We start from the raw sequence: 18,385 nt of genomic DNA, 5'->3' as shown, positions 1-18,385 counted from the left end.
CTGGGCGCATGAGCGAGCCCACCACCACTTCGCAGCCTGACGAGCAGGGAACCGCCGATCGCGGGTCCAACCGTTCACACCGCCCCGGCTCCACCGCCTTCAAGAACTTCGTGATGTCGCAGTGGGCCCCACGGGCCGAGCTCGGCCTCACGGCGTCACCCGCCGCGCAGTACACCGTCGCCCGACGGGCCGCCCTCTCCGAGCGGCTGCCGGGTGTGCGCCTGGTGATCCCGGCGGGCTCGCTCAAGACCCGCTCCAACGACACCGACTACCGGTTCCGGCCGCACTCGGCGTTCGCGCACCTCACCGGCCTGGGCACCGACCGCGAGCCGGACGCCGTCCTGGTGCTGCACCCCGTCGAGGACGGCGCCGGCGACCCCGGCCCGGACGGCGCCGCCAGCGGTCACCACGCCGTGCTGTACGTGCGCCCCCTCGCGCCGCGTGACAACGAGGAGTTCTACGCCGACGCCCGCTACGGCGAGTTCTGGGTCGGCGCCCGCCCGTCGCTGGCGGACGTCGAGGCCCTCACCGGCATCGAGGCCCGCCACATCGACGAGCTGGGCGACGCCCTGGCGAAGGACGTGGGCGAGGGCGGCGTGCACCTCCTCGTGGTGACCGGAGCGGACGACGCCATCGAGTCGCTCGTCGAGGAGCTGCGCCTGGAGGCCGGCGAGGACGAGGACGCGCTCACCGACGAGAAGCTCGTCGAGGCGACCTCCGAGCTGCGGCTCATCAAGGACGAGCACGAGATCGAGCAGATGCGCGAGGCGGTGGCCCGCACCATCGAGGGCTTCGAGGCCGTCGTCCGGGCGCTGCCCGCCGCGAAGGAGCACCGCCGCGGCGAGCGTGTCGTGGAGACCACCTTCGACGGCCATGCGCGGCTCGAGGGCAACGCGGTGGGCTATGAGACCATCGCGGCCTCGGGCGAGCACGCCACCACGCTGCACTGGATCCGGAACGACGGCGAGATCCGCTCCGGCGACGTGCTGCTGCTCGACGGCGGCGTCGAGGTCGACTCGCTCTACACCGCGGACATCACCCGCTCCCTGCCCGTCGACGGTGAGTACACCGACGTACAGCGCACGATCTACCAGGCGGTGCTCGACGCGGCCGACGCCGCGTTCGCCGTCGCCAAGCCGGGCGCCAGGTTCCGCGACGTCCACGCGGCCGCCATGGAGGTCATCGCGGCCCGCCTCGAGGAGTGGGGCTTCCTGCCCGACGGCGTCACCGCCGCCGACGCGCTCGACGAGAACGGCCAGCAGCACCGCCGCTGGATGGTGCACGGCACCTCGCACCACCTGGGCCTCGACGTGCACGACTGCGCACAGGCCCGCCGCGAGCTCTACCTCGACGGCGTCCTGGAGCCGGGCATGGTGTTCACCATCGAGCCGGGCCTCTACTTCAAGGCGGACGACCTCGCCGTGCCGGAGGAGTTCCGCGGCATCGGCGTGCGCATCGAGGACGACGTGCTGATCACCGAGGACGGCAACGAGAACCTCTCGGCGGCTCTGCCCCGCCGTCCGGAGGACGTCGAGGCCTGGATGGCGTCGCTGCGCTGAGCTCGGCGGCTGGGCTTCGCGGCGCTGAGTTCGGTCCGTTGCACGGCTCGGACACTGACTTCGGTCGGTTGCTCTGAGATCGGTCGTTTGATTGACCGATCTCAAAGCAACCGACCGAAGTCATAGGGGCCGCCGTGCAACGGACCGAAGTCGCCCGCCCCGCCCCGCCGCGCCCCGCCGCCACACATCATCTGGGCCGAGCCGGTCGGACGGCCGCATGATCGTCGCCCACATGGAGCCCCACGGCGGGGCGCCCCATCGGTCCGAGCACGACCACGGCCCTGTGGATCCGCGACCTGTGCACAGCTGCGTCTGGACCAGGTACCGGACCCTCGTGCGATGACGCAACGTCGTTCCATGGTCGAAGTGAAGATCCCGACGGTTGCCCTCGCGCTCGAGCACAACCGCAACAAGCTGGCCGCCGGTGCTCGCACCGGCGAAGTCCTCAGGGTTCGACGCGGTGCGTACTGCGCTCCGGACGAGATCCACGTCGATGGTCCTTCGAGAGCTGCGCGAGAAGCGCGCAAGAAGGCACTCGCCCGCGCCCGCGCGCTGCACTCCCAGCTCAGAGCCAAGCACGTGTTCAGCCATGCGTCGGCCGCGCTGCTCCTGGGCTGCCTCGTCTGGACGACGCCGCGGGAAACACACGTCTACCAGCGCTACCGCGCCTCCGGCCACGCCGCCGGTGACGTGCGGCGGTACACGTGGACCCTCGTGCCCGACGACATCGTCGAGGCCGCAGGCCTACCGGTGACATCGCTCGCACGCACGGTCGTCGACTGCGCGCGGACGTTGCACCCGCTCGAGGCGCTCGTCATCGCCGACTCAGCCCTGGGCCTGGGTGCCGAACGGGAAGAGCTGCTCGCGACGCTCGACGCCCAGACCGGCCGGCGCGGGACCCAACGGGCCCGGCTGGTGATCGAGCTCGCTGACTCGGGCCCTCAGTCCGCCTGGGAGACCTGGGTCCGCTATGAGCTGCTCCGTGCCGGTCTGCCTCGGCCAACCACGCAGATGCCGGTGGAGACCGACGCCGGGCGCTTCCACACGGATCTGGGCTACGAACAGTGGGCGCTGGGCATCGAGTTCGACGGTCAGGTCAAGTATCGGCCGGACGGCGTTCGCCCCGGTCACGACCCGGCGCAGGAGTATCTGGCCGAGAAGGCTCGTGCCGACGCCATCCGGCGAGCCGGCGTCAGCCTCGAAAATGTCAGCGCGTCCGACAAGCAGGATGTCCAGGCGATGCTCGACCGAATCACCGCGCACATCCCGCCAGACGTACTGCGGAAGGCCCGGATCGATCCACGACTGCCCGCCATCTGACCCCCGCTTCGGTCCCTTGCACGGCACAGAAACTGACTTCGGTCGGTTGCTCTGAGATCGGTCGTTTGATTGACCGATCTCAGAGCAACCGACCGAAGTCATAGGTGCCACCGTTGCAACGGACCGAAGTCGGAGCAACGCTCGAACTAGCAATGAGCTCAAGCCCGGTACGGCTCAGGCCGAGGAGGCCCGGTCGCTCCCGCGCGGGAGCTCGGCTACTTCTGGTCGTCGCTCGGCGGGGCGTACGGGTTCGAGTAGCGGGTGCGCGACGTCGGCGAGTCGTCCGGGCTGCCCGTGCTCTCGGGGCGCTGGTTGTCCGGGGTGCCCGCTGCCTGGTCCGGCGGGGTCGGTGCGCCGGTCTGCGCGTCCGCAGGTGCGTCCGTCGGTGCGTCCGTCGGCGCGTCCGTCGGCGCAGAAGGCGCCCCAGAAGGCGCACCCGGCGGCGTCTCGGCCGGCGCACCAGCACCAGGCCGCATCGCACCGTACCGGGGCTCACCCGTCGGCGTGACCCAGCGCGGGTCGGTCGGGCGCGTCGGCGTCGGCGCGGGCTGCGCGGGCTCGGCGCCGGGCGCCTGAGCCGTGGGCGACGGCGACGCCGCGGGAGCCGGAACCCCCACGGTGGCGTTGCCCCGCGACTTGCCCAGGCCGCTGGGCGAGCGCATCAGGAGCGCCCGTGCGTCGCTCGCATGGTCGTGGCCACAGAGGATCGCGTAGGTCGCGGCCACGATCTGCGACGAGGACGTGAAGTCACGCCGCCCGCCCGTGAACGCGTACGACAGCACGGAGAACAGCAGACCGAAGCCGGCACCGAGCGCGATACCGGCGAACATCACCTGGAAGCCCGCCTCGCCGGCGAACAGCGTGATCAACAACCCCACGAAGAAACCGAACCATGCGCCGGAGAGTGCGCCCGCGAGCGCCACCCGGCCGTACGTGAGGCGCCCCGTGACGCGCTCGACCATGCGCAGGTCGGTGCCCACGATGGTGACGTTCTCGACGGGGAACTTGTTGTCGGAGAGGTAGTCGACTGCTTTCTGCGCCTCCAGGTAGGTGGAGTACGCGGCGACCTCGTCGCCTGCCGGCAGGGTCGGGACCTTCGGGACAGCACCCGGGCGAGACATGCTCATACCCCATAGTCTCCCCTACCTTGCGCCCACTAGCGAGGAGCATCCCCCGTGCGTGGGTCGTAGGCTGACCAGCGTGAGCGCCAGCAGCAGGGTTTTTGTCGCACGTCTGGCAGGCACGCCGGTCTTTGACCCGATCGGGGACCAGGTGGGCCGGGTTCGTGATGTCGTCGTGCTGGTCCGGGCCAAGGGCGCACCGCGCGCGGTGGGTCTGGTGGTCGAGGTCCCGGGCCGACGCCGCGTCTTCCTGCCCCTGACTCGCGTGACGAGTATCGACGCGGGCCAGGTGATCAGTACCGGTCTGGTGAACATGCGGCGGTTCGAGCAGCGGGCCATGGAGTCGGTGGTGCTGGGCGAGCTGCTGGACCGTCGTGTCCACCTCAAGGACGGTTCGGGCGAGGTCACCATCGAGGACGTCTCGATCGCGCAGCAGCGCACCGGCGACTGGCTGGTGGACCAGCTCTTCGTGCGGCGTCGTGCCGGGCGGGGGTCCGCGCCGTTCCGTCGTGGTTCCACCCTGACCGTGCCGGTCGACGCCGTGGAGGACCTGACCACGCGGTCCGCCGGGCAGGGAGCTGCTCAGCTGCTGGAGGCGTACGAGGACATGCGCGCGGCCGACCTGGCGGACGTGATCCACGAGCTGGGGGCGGCGCGCCGGCTGGAGATCGCCAGCGCGCTGAACGACGAGCGTCTCGCCGACGTGCTGGAGGAGCTCCCCGAGGATGCGCAGGTGTCGATCCTGTCGGGCCTGGACCGGGACCGTGCGGCCGACGTGCTGGAGGCCATGGAGCCCGACGACGCCGCGGACCTCCTGAACGAGCTGTCCGACGAGCAGGCGGCTCAGCTCCTGAACCTCATGGAGCCGGAGGAGGCGGCCGACGTCCGGCGCCTGTTGAAGTATGCCGAGGACACGGCTGGTGGTCTCATGACCACCGAGCCCGTGATCCTCGGCGCGGACGACACCATCGCGACCGCCCTGGCCCAGATCAGGAGGGCCGAGCTGCCGCCGGCGCTGGCCTCGATGGTGTTCGTGGTGCGGCCGCCGCAGGAGACACCGACGGGACGGTTCCTCGGCGTCGCGCACTTCCAGCGGCTGCTGCGCGAGCCGCCGCACGCGGCGGTCGCGTCGGTGCTGGATGCCGAGACCGAGTGGCTGACCCATGACGCGTCGGTGGGCCGCGTGACACGTCTGCTCGCGGCCTACGACCTGCTCGCACTGCCGGTGCTGGACGCACAGCGCCGGCTGCTCGGCGTGGTCACCGTCGACGACGTGCTGGACCACATCCTCCCGGACGACTGGCGCGGCAGCGACGACGAGCGTCTGGAGTCGATCACCACGCAGTCCGCACCGGCCGAGCAGAAGAAATCCGCCGAGCAGGGCGGGTCCGAGCGACGGGAGGCATCCCGTGGCTGAGCGTCTGGACACACCGCTGGCACAGCGCCGCACCCTGGTCCCCCGGTTCCGGATAGAGCAGGATGCCGCGGGGAAGGCCTCGGAGGGCATCGCGAGGTTCCTCGGCACACCCCGGTTCCTGGTCTATCTCACGGTGTTCTGCATGATCTGGCTGGCGTGGAACGCCTGGGGCCCGTCGGACCTACGGTTCGACAGCGCGGCGAACGGGTTCACCGCGCTGACGCTGATGCTGTCGCTGCAGGCGAGCTATGCGGCCCCGCTGATCCTGCTGGCGCAGAACCGGCAGGACGACCGCGACCGTGTCACGGCCGAGCAAGACCGGCAGCGCGGCGAGCGCAACCTGGCCGACACCGAGTACCTGGCGCGGGAGATGGCGGCGCTCCGGATCGCGCTGTCGGAGGTCGCCACGCGCGACTTCGTGCGGTCGGAGATCCGCAACCTCCTGGAGGAGCTGGAGCAGAAGGACCGCGATCAGGGCTCCACGTCGTCGTGGAGCACCACGCGCGACAGCTCGTAGGTCCCACCCGGCAGCTTCCAGTAGTGCAGCCTGCGGGCCGACGGCGTGTTCACCTGCAGCGACACCCGCCAGCACACGGCGCCGTCGTCGCGGTGCCTGGCCCGGTCGTCGCCACCGGCACCGGTCCGCAGGCGGTGGACCTGGAGGCCGTTCATCTCGGGAGCCAGACCGGTGAGCACCATGACGAGCGTCCAGACGACGCGGTCCCGGCTCACCCCCTCGATGTCGGTCAGGGACGCGAGGAACCGAGGGCCCACCACGTACTCGGCCAGGGGGCGCCCGGCCTTCTCCGCGGCCGGGATCGCCCGGGCCCACTCGCTCAGCACCTCGAACCGGAGCTGCTCCTCGTCGTCGACGAAGTAGCGGTCCTCGGGCACCTCGACCCCGGCGTCGCCCAGCCGACGGCGCAGGCGTGCGGCTTCCTGCCGCGCCTTGCGCAGGGCCGTCGCCTGCTGCTCGGCACGCCGCTCGCTGCGTTCGAGCCGCTCCGTGAGCTCGCCGACCCGACCGAGCAGCCGGTCGACCTCCAGCTCGACCTGGTGCCGCTTGACCTTGTCGTCGAGCAGCTCCTTCGTGAGCGCCGAGACCTGTGCCTTCGCCGCGTCGAGGGAGAGGCTGAGGTCGCGCGTCGCCTTGCCGGACGGCTCCGCCGGGGTCTCGGCCGACGCGGCCGACGCCGGCGACGGCAGCGTGTCGTGCCCGCCGGCGTGCCACGCGGCCACGTCCCCGGGCGTCGGTGCCCGCTGGCCGCCGGGCGGTGTCGGTACGGGACCGGAGCCGTCGCCCGGCCGAGGACGGTCGGAGGGCACGGCGTGATCCGGGCGCGTCCGGTCAGGGTCCGGACCGGCCGGCCGCGGGCCGAAGAGGTCGGCGGGTGTGGGCGGGGAGTCGTCGCCCGACGGGGCCTCGACGGGCTCGGCTGCCGAGGGCCGGGTGGCCGCGGCGGGCTCGGCCGACGCACGCTGCCGGGTCTCGGCCAGCTCGACCGGTGGGAGGCCGGGCTCGGCCGGCGGCAGCTCGAGCCACGGCGGCCCGCCGTCCAGGAGCGCTATCGCGGGGACCGGCTCGTCCTCGGACTCGTCGACGTCGTCGAGCCGCAGCGCCAGGCCGTCGAGCGGTGCGGGTATGCGGCGGGCCGCCACCACCTCGCCCGCGGTGAAGAGGTCGCTCAGCAGGTCCAGGTGGTTGCCCGTGATCTCCGCCCGGCGCACGCGCACGACGACGCCGGGCGCCAGCGCGATCCGCACGGCGTCCTGCTCGACCACCTCGACCCGGCCGAGCACCACCTGACCCACCCGGTAGGTGGCGTTCACCAGTCGGCGCAGCGCGTCGGCGTCGGGCAGCATGCCGCGGATGTCGAGGAGGCGGCGCACCGGGTCGAGCACCCCGGTGACCCGCATGCCCGGCGCGAGCACCCGCGCCAGCGCGACGTCGGAGAAGACGAGCTCTTCCGCGACGCTGGCCTGGCCGCCGTCGTCGGTGCTGACCAGGGCGCGCGTGCCGAGCACACCGAGCACCTTGCCGTCGGTGGCCGCCACGTCCGGCGCGGACCGGGCCGACCCGACGATCCCCGCACGCACCGCGAACCGCATGACGTCGCTGACCAGGCGGTCGCGCACGCGCGCGTCCTCGTCGGCGGAGTAGGCGAAGTGCAACGGCGAGCGCCGCGGGTGGTGCACCCACTCCAGGTCGGTGCCGTAGACGCGGGAAGCGCCGCCGTAGACCTGGGTGTCCGGCGGCATGCCCGACGAGAAGGCCCAGGACACGTCACCCGTGGGGATCACCACGACCTCGGCGAGCCCGGCGACGTCGTCGAGCACACGCTTCGGGTCCACGAACGGGGCATCGTGCCCGGCCGGCGTCGAGATGACCACCACCGGCCGGTCGCGGCCCGGCCGCTGCAGCGCGGCGGCGAGCTCGCGGGCCTGGTCCTCGGAGGCGACACGCCGCACGCGCACGGGGACGCGTGGCTCGGTCATGGGGCCTCCTCACCCTTGGTGGTGACGCAGCGTACCGTTTTCAACTGACCTTCATTGCAAAAGCATGGAAGACCACCCCGATGCCGGGGCCGCTGGACCTCCGCCCTAGGATCGAATCATGACCCCTGTCGACTCCCCCACACTCGAGGCACGCGTACGCGACGCGCTGACCGGTGTGCTCGACCCCGAGATCCGGCGTCCCATCACCGACCTGGGCATGGTCCGGTCGGTGGACGTGTCCACGAGCTCCTCCTCCGGACCGGGCGCGCACGTGACCGTCGGCGTCGACCTGACCGTCGCCGGCTGTCCCATGAAGTCCACGCTGATCAAGGACGTGACGGCCGCTGCGACGGCCGTCGACGGCGTGGCCGGGGTCGACGTCGAGCTGGGCGTGATGACGCCGGAGCAGCGTTCCTCCCTGCGGTCGATGCTGCGCGGCGGCGCGGGCGACCCCGTCATCCCGTTCTCGGAGCCGGGTTCGATGACCAAGGTGTACGCGGTGGCCTCGGGCAAGGGCGGCGTGGGCAAGTCGTCGGTCACGGCGAACCTCGCGGTGGCGCTGGCGGCGGACGGCCTGTCCGTCGGCGTCATCGACGCTGACATCTACGGCTTCTCGATCCCCCGCATGCTCGGCGTGGATCGCCAGCCGACCCGCGTCGACAACATGCTGCTGCCGCCCATCGCGCACGGGGTCAAGGTGGTCTCGATCGGCATGTTCGTACCGGCGGGCCAGCCCGTGGTCTGGCGCGGACCCATGCTGCACCGCGCGCTGGAGCAGTTCCTGGCCGACGTGTTCTGGGGCGACCTGGACGTGCTGCTCCTCGACCTGCCGCCGGGCACCGGCGACATCGCGATCTCCGTGGCGCAGCTGCTGCCGTCGTCCGAGATCCTCGTGGTCACGACGCCGCAGGCCGCGGCCGCCGAGGTCGCCGAGCGCGCCGGTTCGGTGGCGACCCAGACGTCGCAGGGCGTGGTCGGCGTGATCGAGAACATGTCCTGGCTGGAGCAGCCCGACGGCACGCGGCTGGAGATCTTCGGCGAGGGCGGCGGCGCGCAGGTCTCGGCCCGGCTGACCGAGCTGATGGGCAAGGACGTGCCGCTGCTCGGTCAGGTACCGCTCGACGTCGCCGTCCGCGAGGGCGGGGACAGCGGCACACCCGTCGTCCTGACCGCGCCGGACTCACCGGGCGCCCGGGTGCTGGCCGACGTCGCCCGCGGGCTCGCGAAGCGCCGCCGTGGCCTGGCGGGCCGCAGTCTCGGGCTCGCCCCGGTCTGACGCGGCGCCGGTCGGGCGAGCAGCGAGCGGCGCTCCGGGGTCGGGCGTAATCTCGGCCAGAAGGGGCCTCGACCACCGGTGGGCACGCGGGTGAATAATCATGTAGTTGTACGGTGGGCACCGCCCGAAGCCCTCGACGAAGGAAACCATGAGCACCCCGGCGAAGACCGAGAGCCCGACCGCAGCCGCCGACAGCCCGCCCGAGGGGCGGCGGCACAGCAGCATCAACCCACCGGTGTTCTTCGGGTCCGCGACGCTGATCCTCGTGGTCGGCCTGGCCGCGATCATCTGGCCCGCACAGACAGAGCAGTACATCGGTGTCGTCGTCACCTGGATCTCCGACTGGTTCGGCGCCTACTACTTCATCGCGGCCGCCTCGTTCCTGGTCTTCGTGATCGGTGTGGCCCTGTCCCGCGCGGGCCGCATCAAGCTCGGCCCGGAGCAGTCCAAGCCGCAGTTCGGCCTCTTCACGTGGTCCGCGATGCTGTTCGCGGCGGGCATCGGCACGGACCTGATGTTCTTCTCCGTGGCCGAGCCCGCCAGCCAGTACCTGGCGCCGCCCGTCGGTGACGGCGGCACGGTCGAGGCCGCCCGGATGGCCATCGTCTGGACGCTGTTCCACTACGGCATCATCGGCTGGGGCATGTACGCGCTGATGGGCATGGCCATCGCCTACTTCGCGTACCGGCGCAACATGCCGCTGAGCATCCGCTCCGTGCTGCACCCGCTGTTCGGCGACCGGGTCTGGGGCAGGCTCGGCGACGCCGTCGACATCGCCGCGGTGCTCGGCACCATCTTCGGTCTGGCCACGACGCTCGGCATCGGCGTCGAGATGCTCAACCGCGGGCTCTCCGACCTGGTCGGGGTACCGATCGGCGTCGGCGCCCAGGTGGCGCTGCTCGCACTGGCCGTCGTGATGGCGACGCTCTCGGTGGTCTCGGGCGTGCAGCGCGGCGTGCGGCGGCTGTCCGAGCTCAACGTCGTGCTCGCCCTCGCGCTGCTGCTCTTCCTCGTCGTCACGGGTAAGACGACATTCCTGCTCAACGCGCTGGTGATGAACGTCGGCGACTACGTGTCCCGACTGCCGGGCATGACGCTGAACACGTACGCGTTCGACGCGCCCACGGACTGGATGAACGCGTGGACGCTGTTCTTCTGGGCCTGGTGGGTGGCCTGGGCACCGTTCGTCGGCCTGTTCCTCGCCCGGATCTCGCGCGGCCGCACCATCCGCCAGTTCGTGCTCGGCACGCTCACGATCCCGTTCGTCTTCGTGCTGCTGTGGGTGTCCATCTTCGGCAACAGCGCCCTCGACCACATGCGGAACGGCGGCGCGGAGGGCACGGCGTTCGGCGACGCCGCGATGAACGACCCGGCGTCGGGCATCTACGCCCTGCTCGAGCAGTTCCCCGCCGCGCCGGCCACCATCGGCCTGGCCATCTTCATCGGCCTGCTCTTCTACGTGACGTCCGCCGACTCCGGGGCGCTCGTCCTGTCCAACCTGACCTCCAAGCTGCACCGGGCGGGCGACGACGGACCGATCTGGCTGCGGGTCTTCTGGGCGGCGGCCACCGGACTGCTCACCATGGGCATGCTGCTCGCGGGCGGCATCTCGACGCTGCAGTCCGGCACGATCATCATGGGCCTGCCGTTCTCGCTCGTGATGTTCGGCGTGATGTTCGCCCTCTACAAGGTGCTGCGGACCGAGGGGCAGAAGTTCGACACCCTGCGGACCGCCCTGCCGTCCAGCCTGTCGGGCCGCATCGGCCACGCGGGCACCACGGGCGCACCGGGCTGGCGGCAGCGGCTCATGCGGCTGGTCAGCTTCCCCGACCGGCGCCACGTGCTGCGGTTCATCGACAAGACGGTGCGCCCGGCCCTCACCGAGGTCTCCGCCGCGCTGGAGGAGCAGGACATCAGGACGTCCTGCACCGAGGCCCCCGTGGGTGACAGCGGGCTCCCGGCCATCACGCTCACCGTGGAGCACGGCGAGGAGGCCCCGTTCACCTACACGCTGTGGCCGCAGGCGCACCCCACGCCGACGTTCCGCATGAACACCTCGGACCAGGACGACACCTACTTCCGGGTCGAGGTGCTGCTCGCGGAGGGCACCCAGGGCTACGACGTCACCGACTACGCCAAGGAACAGCTCATCGCCGACGTCCTGGACCAGTACGAACGGCACCTCCTGTTCCTGCACGCGAGCACCTCGCCGACCCACGACACCGAGCAGATCGACAGCTGACCACCGCAGGCCCGCACATCCCTACGGGAGCACCACCATGAGCACACCGACGACCCTGTACATCGACGGCGCCTGGGAGGCAGCGGTCGCGGGCGGGACCCGCGAGATCCGCTGTCCGGCGGACGGCTCGCTCGTCGCGGAGGTGTCGGAGGCGACCGCCGCCGACACCGAGCGGGCCATCGCGGCGGCGCGGCGCGCGTTCGACACCGGCCCGTGGCGCGCCACCACCGCGCCCGAGCGCGGCGAGCTGCTGCACCGCGTGGCCGACCTGCTCACCGAGCGGGCGGAGGACTTCGCCCTCGCCGAGTCCCGGGACACGGGCAAGCGCCTGGTCGAGAGCCGCATCGACATGGACGACTGCATCGCCTGCTTCCGCTGGTACGCCAAGCTGGCAGGGGTCGACGCCGGCCGGGTGGTCGACGCCGGCAGCTCCGACGTGCTCAGCCGCGTCGTGCACGAACCCGTGGGGGTCTGCGGCCTCATCTCGCCGTGGAACTACCCGCTGCTGCAGGCCGTGTGGAAGGTGGCGCCCTGCCTCGCCGCCGGCAACACCTTCGTGCTCAAGCCGAGCGAGCTCACCCCGCACACCGCGGTCCTCCTGATGGAGGTCCTGACCGACGCCGGCGTCCCGGCGGGCGTCGCCAACCTGGTGCTCGGCGCCGGGCCAGAGGCGGGCGCACCGCTGTCGAGCCACCCGGACGTCGACATGGTGTCCTTCACCGGCGGCCTCGCCACGGGCCGTGTCATCGCCGCGAGCGCGGCGGCCACCGTCAAGAAGGTGGCCCTGGAGCTGGGTGGCAAGAACCCGAACGTCATCTTCGCGGACGCCGACTTCGACGCCGCCGTCGACAACGCGCTCAACGGGGCGTTCGTCCACTCGGGACAGGTGTGCTCAGCCGGGGCGCGGCTGCTGGTCGAGGAGTCGATCCACGACCGCTTCGTCGACGAGCTGGTGCGCCGGGCCCAGCAGATCCGGCTGGGCGGCCCGTGGGACGAGTCGGCCGAGACGGGTCCGCTGATCTCCGCCGCGCACCGCGACAAGGTCACGGCGTACGTGGAGAAGGCGGTCGAGGAGGGCGCCGTCGTGCGGTGCGGCGGCGAGTGGGGCACCGGCGAGCTGGAGGCAGGCTTCTACTACCTGCCCACGGTGCTCGACGACGTCCGGCGCGGCAGCTCCGCCGTGGTCGAGGAGGCGTTCGGCCCCGTCGTCACCGTGGAGACGTTCAGCACCGAGGACGAGGCCGTCGAGATCGCCAACGACACGTTCTACGGCCTGGCCGGCGCTGTCTGGTCGCAGGACGCGGGCAAGGCACAGCGGGTCGCGAACCAGCTGCGGCACGGCACGATCTGGATCAACGACTACCACCCCTACCTGCCGCAGGCGGAGTGGGGCGGCTACGGGCAGTCCGGGTTCGGCCGGGAGCTCGGCCTGGCCGGCCTGGCCGAGTACCAGGAGTCCAAGCACATCTACCAGAACCTGCGCCCGGCGGTGACCGGGTGGTTCGGAGGCACCGATGACTGAGCTGCCCGCGAAGCGACCGACGAAGCAGGCCACCGCGCAGACCGGCGAGCGGGCCTTCGACTACGTGGTGGTCGGCGGCGGTTCCGCCGGTGCCGCCGTCGCGGCCCGGCTCAGCGAGGACCCGGAGGTCTCGGTGGCCCTGCTGGAGGCGGGACCGTCCGACGTCGGCGACGACGCGATCCTGCGGCTCGACCGCTGGATGGGGCTGCTGGAGTCGGGCTACGACTGGGACTACCAGATCGAGCCGCAGGCAGCAGGCAACTCGTTCATGCGCCAGGCGCGCGCCAAGGTGCTCGGCGGCTGCTCCTCGCACAACTCCTGCATCGCGTTCTGGGCCCCGGCCGAGGACCTCGACCAGTGGGAGGCCCTGGGCGCGACCGGCTGGCGGGCGCAGGAGTCCCGCCCGTACTACACGAAGCTCGAGAACAACGACCAGCCCGGCGTGCACCACGGCCACGACGGCCCGGTGCGGATCCGGCAGATCCCGCCGGCAGACCCGTGCGGGGTGGCGGTACTGGACGCGTGCGAGCAGGCGGGCATCTCCCGGGTGCAGTTCAACGACGGCACGACGGTCGTGACCGGCGCGAGCTTCTTCCAGATCAACGCCCGGGAGGACGGCGTCCGCTCGTCGTCGTCGGTGAGCTACCTGCACCCGATCCTCGACCGGCCGAACCTGACGATCTTCACGGAGCACCGCGCCAAGCGGCTGACCTTCGACGGCACCCGGTGCACCGGTGTCGAGGTGCTGGGCCCGGACCTGATCCACCACCGCACGTTCACGGCGCGGCAGGAGGTGGTCCTGTCCACGGGTGCCATCGACTCGCCCAAGCTGCTCATGCTGTCCGGCATCGGCCCGGCGGAGCACCTCGCGGAGATCGGGATCGACGTCCTGGTGGACGCGCCCGGCGTCGGGTCGCACATGCAGGACCACCCCGAAGGGGTGATCCAGTGGGAGGCGAAGCAGCCGATGCCCACCTCGTCCACGCAGTGGTGGGAGATCGGCATCTTCGCGGCCACCGAGCCCGGCCTGGACCGGCCGGACCTGATGATGCACTACGGCTCCGTGCCGTTCGACATGCATACGGCACGGCAGGGCTACCCGACCACGGAGAACGGGTTCTGCCTCACGCCGAACGTGACGCACGCGCGCTCTCGCGGCACCGTCCGGCTGCGGTCGCGCGACTTCCGCGACAAGCCGATGGTGGACCCCCGCTACTTCACCGACCCGCACGACATGAAGGTCATGGTCGAGGGCATCAAGCTCGCCCGGAAGATCGTGGCCCAGCCCGCGATGGCCGAGTGGGCCGGGCCGGAGCTGTACCCGGGGCCGGACGTCCGGACCGACGAGGAGATCGCGGACTACATCACGCGCACCCACAACACGGTCTACCACCCGACCGGTTCGGTCCGGATGGGCGCCGTGGACGACGACAGCTCGCCGCTGGACCCGCGGCTGCGGGTCAAGGGCGTCACAGGGCTGCGCGTCGCGGACGCGTCGGTCATGCCGGAGATCACGACGGTCAATCCGAACATCACGGTGATGATGATCGGCGAGCGCTGCGCGGACTTCCTGAAGGAGGACCGCACAACCTGACGCCCCCTTGGGTGGTGAGCGCGACCGTTGCGACCACCTGCCCGGTCGAGGCGCAACGGTCGCGCTCACCACCAAGGCGCTCAGGCTCGGGCGGCTGCCAGGACCTGCTGCTCCTCGGTTCGGGTCAGGCCCGTGATCTTCGCGTCGGGCGTCGCGTCGAGCCACGCGAGCGTGTCCCGGGTGGTCTCGGCGAGCGGCCGGATCGTCAGGCCCGCTTCCAGCGACGACGTGACGTCGTGCGCCATGAAGCCGGCATCGACCAGGTCGGCGGCCCAGAAGGGGATCGACCGGGGCCCTGACCACGGGACCACCTCGTGCTCGGCGAGCACCTCGGGGGCCAGCGGGACGAGCTCCGGGTTCGCCCCGGCGCCGTCGGCCACCTGGGCGAGCAGCTCCGACCGGGGCAGGGGCGGGCAGACGGCGTCGAAGTCTCCCGTGGTCCCCGCCTCCGCAGCCGTCACGACCCACTCCGCGAGGTCGCGGACGTCGACGAGCTGGACCGGGGTGTCCGTCGGCTCCGGGACCAGCACCGGCAGGCCGTCCCGTGCTGCCTGCGCGAACCGGGACGGCCAGTAGGCGAACCGCCCGCTCGGGTCGCCCGGGCCGACGATCAGCCCCGGCCGGATCACGAGAGCCGCCGCGGCACCGGAGCGGACCAGGTTCTCGCAGGCCACCTTCATGGCGCCGTACGTCTCCGGGCCGGAGTCCGGGTCCTCGTCGGTCTCCACCGGGTCCAGCAGGGGCAGCGTCGCGGGTGTGCCGCCCGGCGTGGCCGTGTCCGCGTAGACGTTGATGGTGGACACGAACGTCCAGTGGGCGTCCGGGAACGCCTCGACCGCGCGGCGCACGTGGGACGGGATGCGCGAGACGTCGACGACGGCGTCGAACGTGGCGCCGACGAGCTCCGCCGGCACCACGTCGGCGCGGTCCCAGGGGACGAGCGTGGCGCCGTCGGGCACCGTGCCGCTCACACCGCGCGCCGCGCACGTGACGTCGTGCCCGCGGGACACCACCGCCGCCGCGACCGCGCGGGACAGGAAGACCGTTCCACCGAGTACCAGGATTCGCATGGTCCCCACCGAACCGCATGGACGCGGCGAGGGCCATGAGAATCTGCTGGCGGCGAATCTCCGGGTGGCGTAGCGGGGCTGGGCGGGCGGGGTGGCCGGGCTGGGTGGCCGGGCGGGCCCGTCTGCACCGTTGCCCTCACCCTGCGGTCGCTGGGCCACGTGCTCGAGAGCGGATGGGTGGCTCAGCGGCGCTGGCGGGACCGGTCGGTTGCGATGGCTCCGCCGAGATCGGTCCCCCGCATCAGCGGCACCACCGAGATCGGTCCCCTGTATCGGCAGCCCCCACTGAGATCGGTCCCTTGCACCAGCGGTACTGCCGAGATCGGTCCCCTGCACCAGGCGCACTGGCGAGATCGGTCCCTTGCACGAGCGGCACTACTGAGATCGGTCGGTTGCTTTGAGATCGGTCGTTCAACCGACCGATCTCAAAGCAACGGACCGATCTCGCGGCCGCGCCGCACCAAAGGACCGATCTCGCGGGGCGCACCGCACCAACCGACCGATCTCACAGCCGCACAGCACCCCAGCACCCCAGCACCCCAGCCGCCCCAGCCGCCCCAGCCCAGCCCACCGCACCACCGGACCGATCTCCCGGCCGCTCCGACGTCTCCCGCCGAGGACGACAGCCGGTCCCGCCGCCCTGTCCAGAACAGCCAGTAAATCGATACAATCCAGCGGGCACAATGTCCTGCCTCGATGCCGGGAAGCACATTCCCCGCCCGGCGGAGAGGACATGGCGTTGTCCCGGCACCCGGACGAACGCTCCCGACATGGACAAGGAAGTCCTCATGACGCACAGCACGCATCGCAGGCGCGCCCTTGCGGGCGGCACCGCACTGGTCGTCGCGCTGACGACGGCCGGACTCGCGCTCGGACCGTCAGCGGCGGGCTACGGCGAGGCGGTGATCGAGCCCGTCGAGACCGACCTGGCCGGCAAGGACTGGGTCACAGCCCGTGCCACCAGCAACGATGCCGACGCCGGCCTGGCGCTCGACGGTGACGAGGGCACCGCCTGGCGGCCGGCCGCGCCGACGTCGGGCAGCCGCCACGGCAAGCCGGACCAGGCCCTCACCGTCGACCTCGGCGGCGCGTACGACGGACTGCGCAAGGTCGAGGTGGTGCTCGCGGACGCGACGCCCGCACGCTACGTCGTCGAGGCCTCCGCCGACGGCAGGCGCTGGGCGTCCCTCGCCGACCACAGGGACGGCCGCAGCGGCGCGGCCGGCACCACCGCGCTGGTCGACCGGGAGGGCATCCAATACCTGCGCGTCCGCTTCCCTGCCGCACGTCCGGGCACGAACGGCGTCGCCGAGCTGCATGCCTACAACTACCTGCGTGACGACCTGAAGCTCGGCGCCGACCTGTCCTACGCCGATCAGGAGCGTGACCAGCCGTACTACCTGGACGCCGAGGCGGCCCTGGCGGGCGCGCCAGACCCGGGCCCGCACCTGCTCGACGTCGTCAGGGACCGCGGGATGGAGCACCTGCGCCTGCGCATCTGGAACGACCCGCGCAGCGAGGCCACCGGCGTCGAGACCGAACCGGCCTACCAGGGACCGGAGCGTTCGCTCACCGTGGCCCGCGAGATCGTCGACCGCGACATGAGCCTCGGCATCGACTTCCACTACGCGGACAGCTGGGCCGACCCGAGCAAGCAGCCCAAGCCGCGTGCCTGGGCGGAGCTGCCCTTCGACGAGCTGAACCAAGAGGTCCACGACTCCACCGCGGACTACCTGACCGAGCTGGTGGAGCAGGGCGCCACCCCCGCCAAGGTGGCGGTGGGCAACGAGGTGATCAACGGCTTCCTGTACGGCAGCGAGGCCGAGATCATCGGCACCACCGCGCCGCCCTACTTCACCGACGAGGCCGACGTCTACCAGTCGCAGCCGGGCGGCGGCCTGCTCTGGAAGTACTGGCAGAGCGAGGACCCCGCCGAGCAGCAGCTCTACACCGAGCAGTGGGACCGGTTCGGCACCCTGATGGCGTCCGGCATCCGCGCCGTGCGCGAGGCGTCCCCGGAGTCGGAGGTCGAGATCCACGCGATCGTCGACAAGGGACGCCTCTCCAAGACGATGGAGTTCTGGACGCAGCTGCTCACGCGGCTCGAAGCGGCCGACGCCGCTCCCGACGTGCTCGCCCTGTCCTACTACCCGGAGTGGCACGGCAGCCCCGAGGCGCTGGAGCACAACCTGCACACCATCGCCGACGCGTTCCCCGAGTACGCGCTCGACATCGCCGAGACCTCCTATCCGGCGGCGAGCTCGCCGCCCGGCGACCCGACACCGCTCCCCAACTCGCCGTTCCCGGTGACCGTGCAGGGCCAGGCCGACGCGATCCAGCGGGTCTTCCAGATCGCCAACGACGTGCCCGGCAACCGGGTGCAGGGGGTGCTCACGTGGGAGCCCGCGAGCTGGGACTCCATGTTCACCTGGGTGGAGACCAGCGCGGGCACCTTCCCGGAGGCCAACGCATCACTCGATGTCTACCGCGACAGCGACGTGCGCGCCGTCCTGGAGGACTCCGTGCGGGTCGTCACCGCGGTGGACGGCCGTGTCCGGCTCCCCCGGACGGTCGATGTCCTGTCCCCCGCGGACGGGGACGTCGACGGCACCCGTGTCACCTGGCAGGACGTGCCCGACGGCGCGACCGCCGAACCCGGTACGTTCACCGTCGACGGGACCACCCAGCACGGCCCCGTCACGGCGACGGTCCACGTAGTCCCGCCCCGCTGACCCAGCTGTGTCGGCACAGATACATTTTCGTGAAAG

The 18,385-nt window shown here is 71.6% G+C and carries 12 protein-coding genes; 9 read left to right on the top strand and 3 right to left on the bottom strand.

Features of this window, described 5'->3' with window-relative positions; genetic code table 11:
* Nucleotides 1–8: 8 nt before the first annotated feature.
* Nucleotides 9–1,559 (top strand): aminopeptidase P family protein, encoded by a 1,551-nt coding sequence (locus LUM46_RS08440; protein WP_274993348.1) that lies wholly within the window; start codon nt 9–11, stop codon nt 1,557–1,559.
* Nucleotides 1,560–1,916: 357 nt separating this feature from the next.
* Nucleotides 1,917–2,879, top strand: a complete 963-nt coding sequence (locus LUM46_RS08435) for a hypothetical protein (protein ID WP_274993347.1) — start codon at nt 1,917–1,919, stop codon at nt 2,877–2,879.
* Nucleotides 2,880–3,094: 215 nt separating this feature from the next.
* On the opposite strand, the gene LUM46_RS08430 is transcribed toward LUM46_RS08435, so the two are convergent.
* A complete protein-coding gene (locus LUM46_RS08430; RefSeq protein ID WP_274993346.1) occupies nt 3,095–4,006 on the bottom strand; it encodes a YflT domain-containing protein in 912 nt (303 codons plus the stop codon).
* 73 nt (nt 4,007–4,079) lie between these two features.
* Here LUM46_RS08430 and LUM46_RS08425 point away from each other — a divergent pair, with 73 nt between their 5' ends.
* Both LUM46_RS08425 and LUM46_RS08420 read left to right on the top strand, forming a co-directional pair.
* A complete protein-coding gene (locus LUM46_RS08425; RefSeq protein WP_274993345.1) occupies nt 4,080–5,417 on the top strand; it encodes a magnesium transporter MgtE N-terminal domain-containing protein in 1,338 nt (445 codons plus the stop codon).
* Complete coding sequence (locus LUM46_RS08420) at nt 5,410–5,934, top strand: DUF1003 domain-containing protein (protein WP_274993344.1); 525 nt, start codon at nt 5,410–5,412, stop codon at nt 5,932–5,934. Before LUM46_RS08425 ends, LUM46_RS08420 begins: the two co-directional genes overlap by 8 nt.
* On the opposite strand, the gene LUM46_RS08415 is transcribed toward LUM46_RS08420, so the two are convergent.
* Nucleotides 5,889–7,913: a hypothetical protein gene (locus tag LUM46_RS08415; protein ID WP_274993343.1), complete on the bottom strand. Its 2,025-nt coding sequence runs from the start codon at nt 7,911–7,913 to the stop codon at nt 5,889–5,891. The genes LUM46_RS08420 and LUM46_RS08415 overlap by 46 nt on opposite strands.
* A gap of 118 nt (nt 7,914–8,031) precedes the next feature.
* Here LUM46_RS08415 and LUM46_RS08410 point away from each other — a divergent pair, with 118 nt between their 5' ends.
* From LUM46_RS08410 to LUM46_RS08395, 4 genes are all read left to right on the top strand, one after another.
* Nucleotides 8,032–9,189 carry an Mrp/NBP35 family ATP-binding protein gene (locus LUM46_RS08410; protein ID WP_274993342.1) on the top strand — a complete coding sequence of 386 codons (1,158 nt, stop codon included), beginning with the start codon at nt 8,032–8,034 and terminating at the stop codon, nt 9,187–9,189.
* Between the two features lie 148 nt (nt 9,190–9,337).
* On the top strand, nt 9,338–11,431 hold the full coding sequence (gene betT / locus LUM46_RS08405; protein WP_274993341.1) for a choline BCCT transporter BetT: 2,094 nt from the start codon (nt 9,338–9,340) through the stop codon (nt 11,429–11,431).
* Between the two features lie 37 nt (nt 11,432–11,468).
* On the top strand, nt 11,469–12,953 hold the full coding sequence (locus LUM46_RS08400; RefSeq protein WP_274993340.1) for an aldehyde dehydrogenase family protein: 1,485 nt from the start codon (nt 11,469–11,471) through the stop codon (nt 12,951–12,953).
* A complete protein-coding gene (locus LUM46_RS08395; protein ID WP_274993339.1) occupies nt 12,946–14,547 on the top strand; it encodes a GMC family oxidoreductase in 1,602 nt (533 codons plus the stop codon). The genes LUM46_RS08400 and LUM46_RS08395 overlap by 8 nt, the downstream gene beginning before the upstream one ends.
* Nucleotides 14,548–14,627: 80 nt before the next feature.
* Here LUM46_RS08395 and LUM46_RS08390 read toward each other — a convergent pair whose 3' ends face one another.
* The gene (locus LUM46_RS08390; RefSeq protein WP_274993338.1) at nt 14,628–15,617 is read right to left on the bottom strand and encodes an NAD-dependent epimerase/dehydratase family protein; all 990 of its coding nucleotides are present in this window, start codon (nt 15,615–15,617) and stop codon (nt 14,628–14,630) included.
* Nucleotides 15,618–16,387: 770 nt separating this feature from the next.
* Here LUM46_RS08390 and LUM46_RS08385 point away from each other — a divergent pair.
* Nucleotides 16,388–18,349 (top strand): glycosyl hydrolase 53 family protein, encoded by a 1,962-nt coding sequence (locus LUM46_RS08385; RefSeq protein ID WP_274993337.1) that lies wholly within the window; start codon nt 16,388–16,390, stop codon nt 18,347–18,349.
* Nucleotides 18,350–18,385 lie beyond the last annotated feature (36 nt).

Origin of the sequence: Promicromonospora iranensis, assembly GCF_028994805.1 — a bacterium.
In the GTDB taxonomy this organism is placed as follows: Bacteria; Actinomycetota; Actinomycetes; order Actinomycetales; family Cellulomonadaceae; genus Promicromonospora; species Promicromonospora iranensis.
The sequence above is the reverse complement of the archived record's forward strand: the minus strand, read 5'-3'. Positions and strand labels throughout refer to the sequence as shown.

What these genes read in the sequence shown, in the direction of transcription:
- LUM46_RS08440 (WP_274993348.1), top strand. Translation starts at nt 9, where the DNA reads ATGAGCGAGCCCACCACCACTTCGCAGCCTGACGAGCAGGGAACCGCC.
- LUM46_RS08435 (WP_274993347.1), top strand. Translation starts at nt 1,917, where the DNA reads ATGGTCGAAGTGAAGATCCCGACGGTTGCCCTCGCGCTCGAGCACAAC.
- LUM46_RS08430 (WP_274993346.1), bottom strand. Translation starts at nt 4,006, where the DNA reads ATGAGCATGTCTCGCCCGGGTGCTGTCCCGAAGGTCCCGACCCTGCCG.
- LUM46_RS08415 (WP_274993343.1), bottom strand. Translation starts at nt 7,913, where the DNA reads ATGACCGAGCCACGCGTCCCCGTGCGCGTGCGGCGTGTCGCCTCCGAG.
- LUM46_RS08410 (WP_274993342.1), top strand. Translation starts at nt 8,032, where the DNA reads ATGACCCCTGTCGACTCCCCCACACTCGAGGCACGCGTACGCGACGCG.
- betT (WP_274993341.1), top strand. Translation starts at nt 9,338, where the DNA reads ATGAGCACCCCGGCGAAGACCGAGAGCCCGACCGCAGCCGCCGACAGC.
- LUM46_RS08400 (WP_274993340.1), top strand. Translation starts at nt 11,469, where the DNA reads ATGAGCACACCGACGACCCTGTACATCGACGGCGCCTGGGAGGCAGCG.
- LUM46_RS08395 (WP_274993339.1), top strand. Translation starts at nt 12,946, where the DNA reads ATGACTGAGCTGCCCGCGAAGCGACCGACGAAGCAGGCCACCGCGCAG.
- LUM46_RS08390 (WP_274993338.1), bottom strand. Translation starts at nt 15,617, where the DNA reads ATGCGAATCCTGGTACTCGGTGGAACGGTCTTCCTGTCCCGCGCGGTC.
- LUM46_RS08385 (WP_274993337.1), top strand. Translation starts at nt 16,388, where the DNA reads ATGGACAAGGAAGTCCTCATGACGCACAGCACGCATCGCAGGCGCGCC.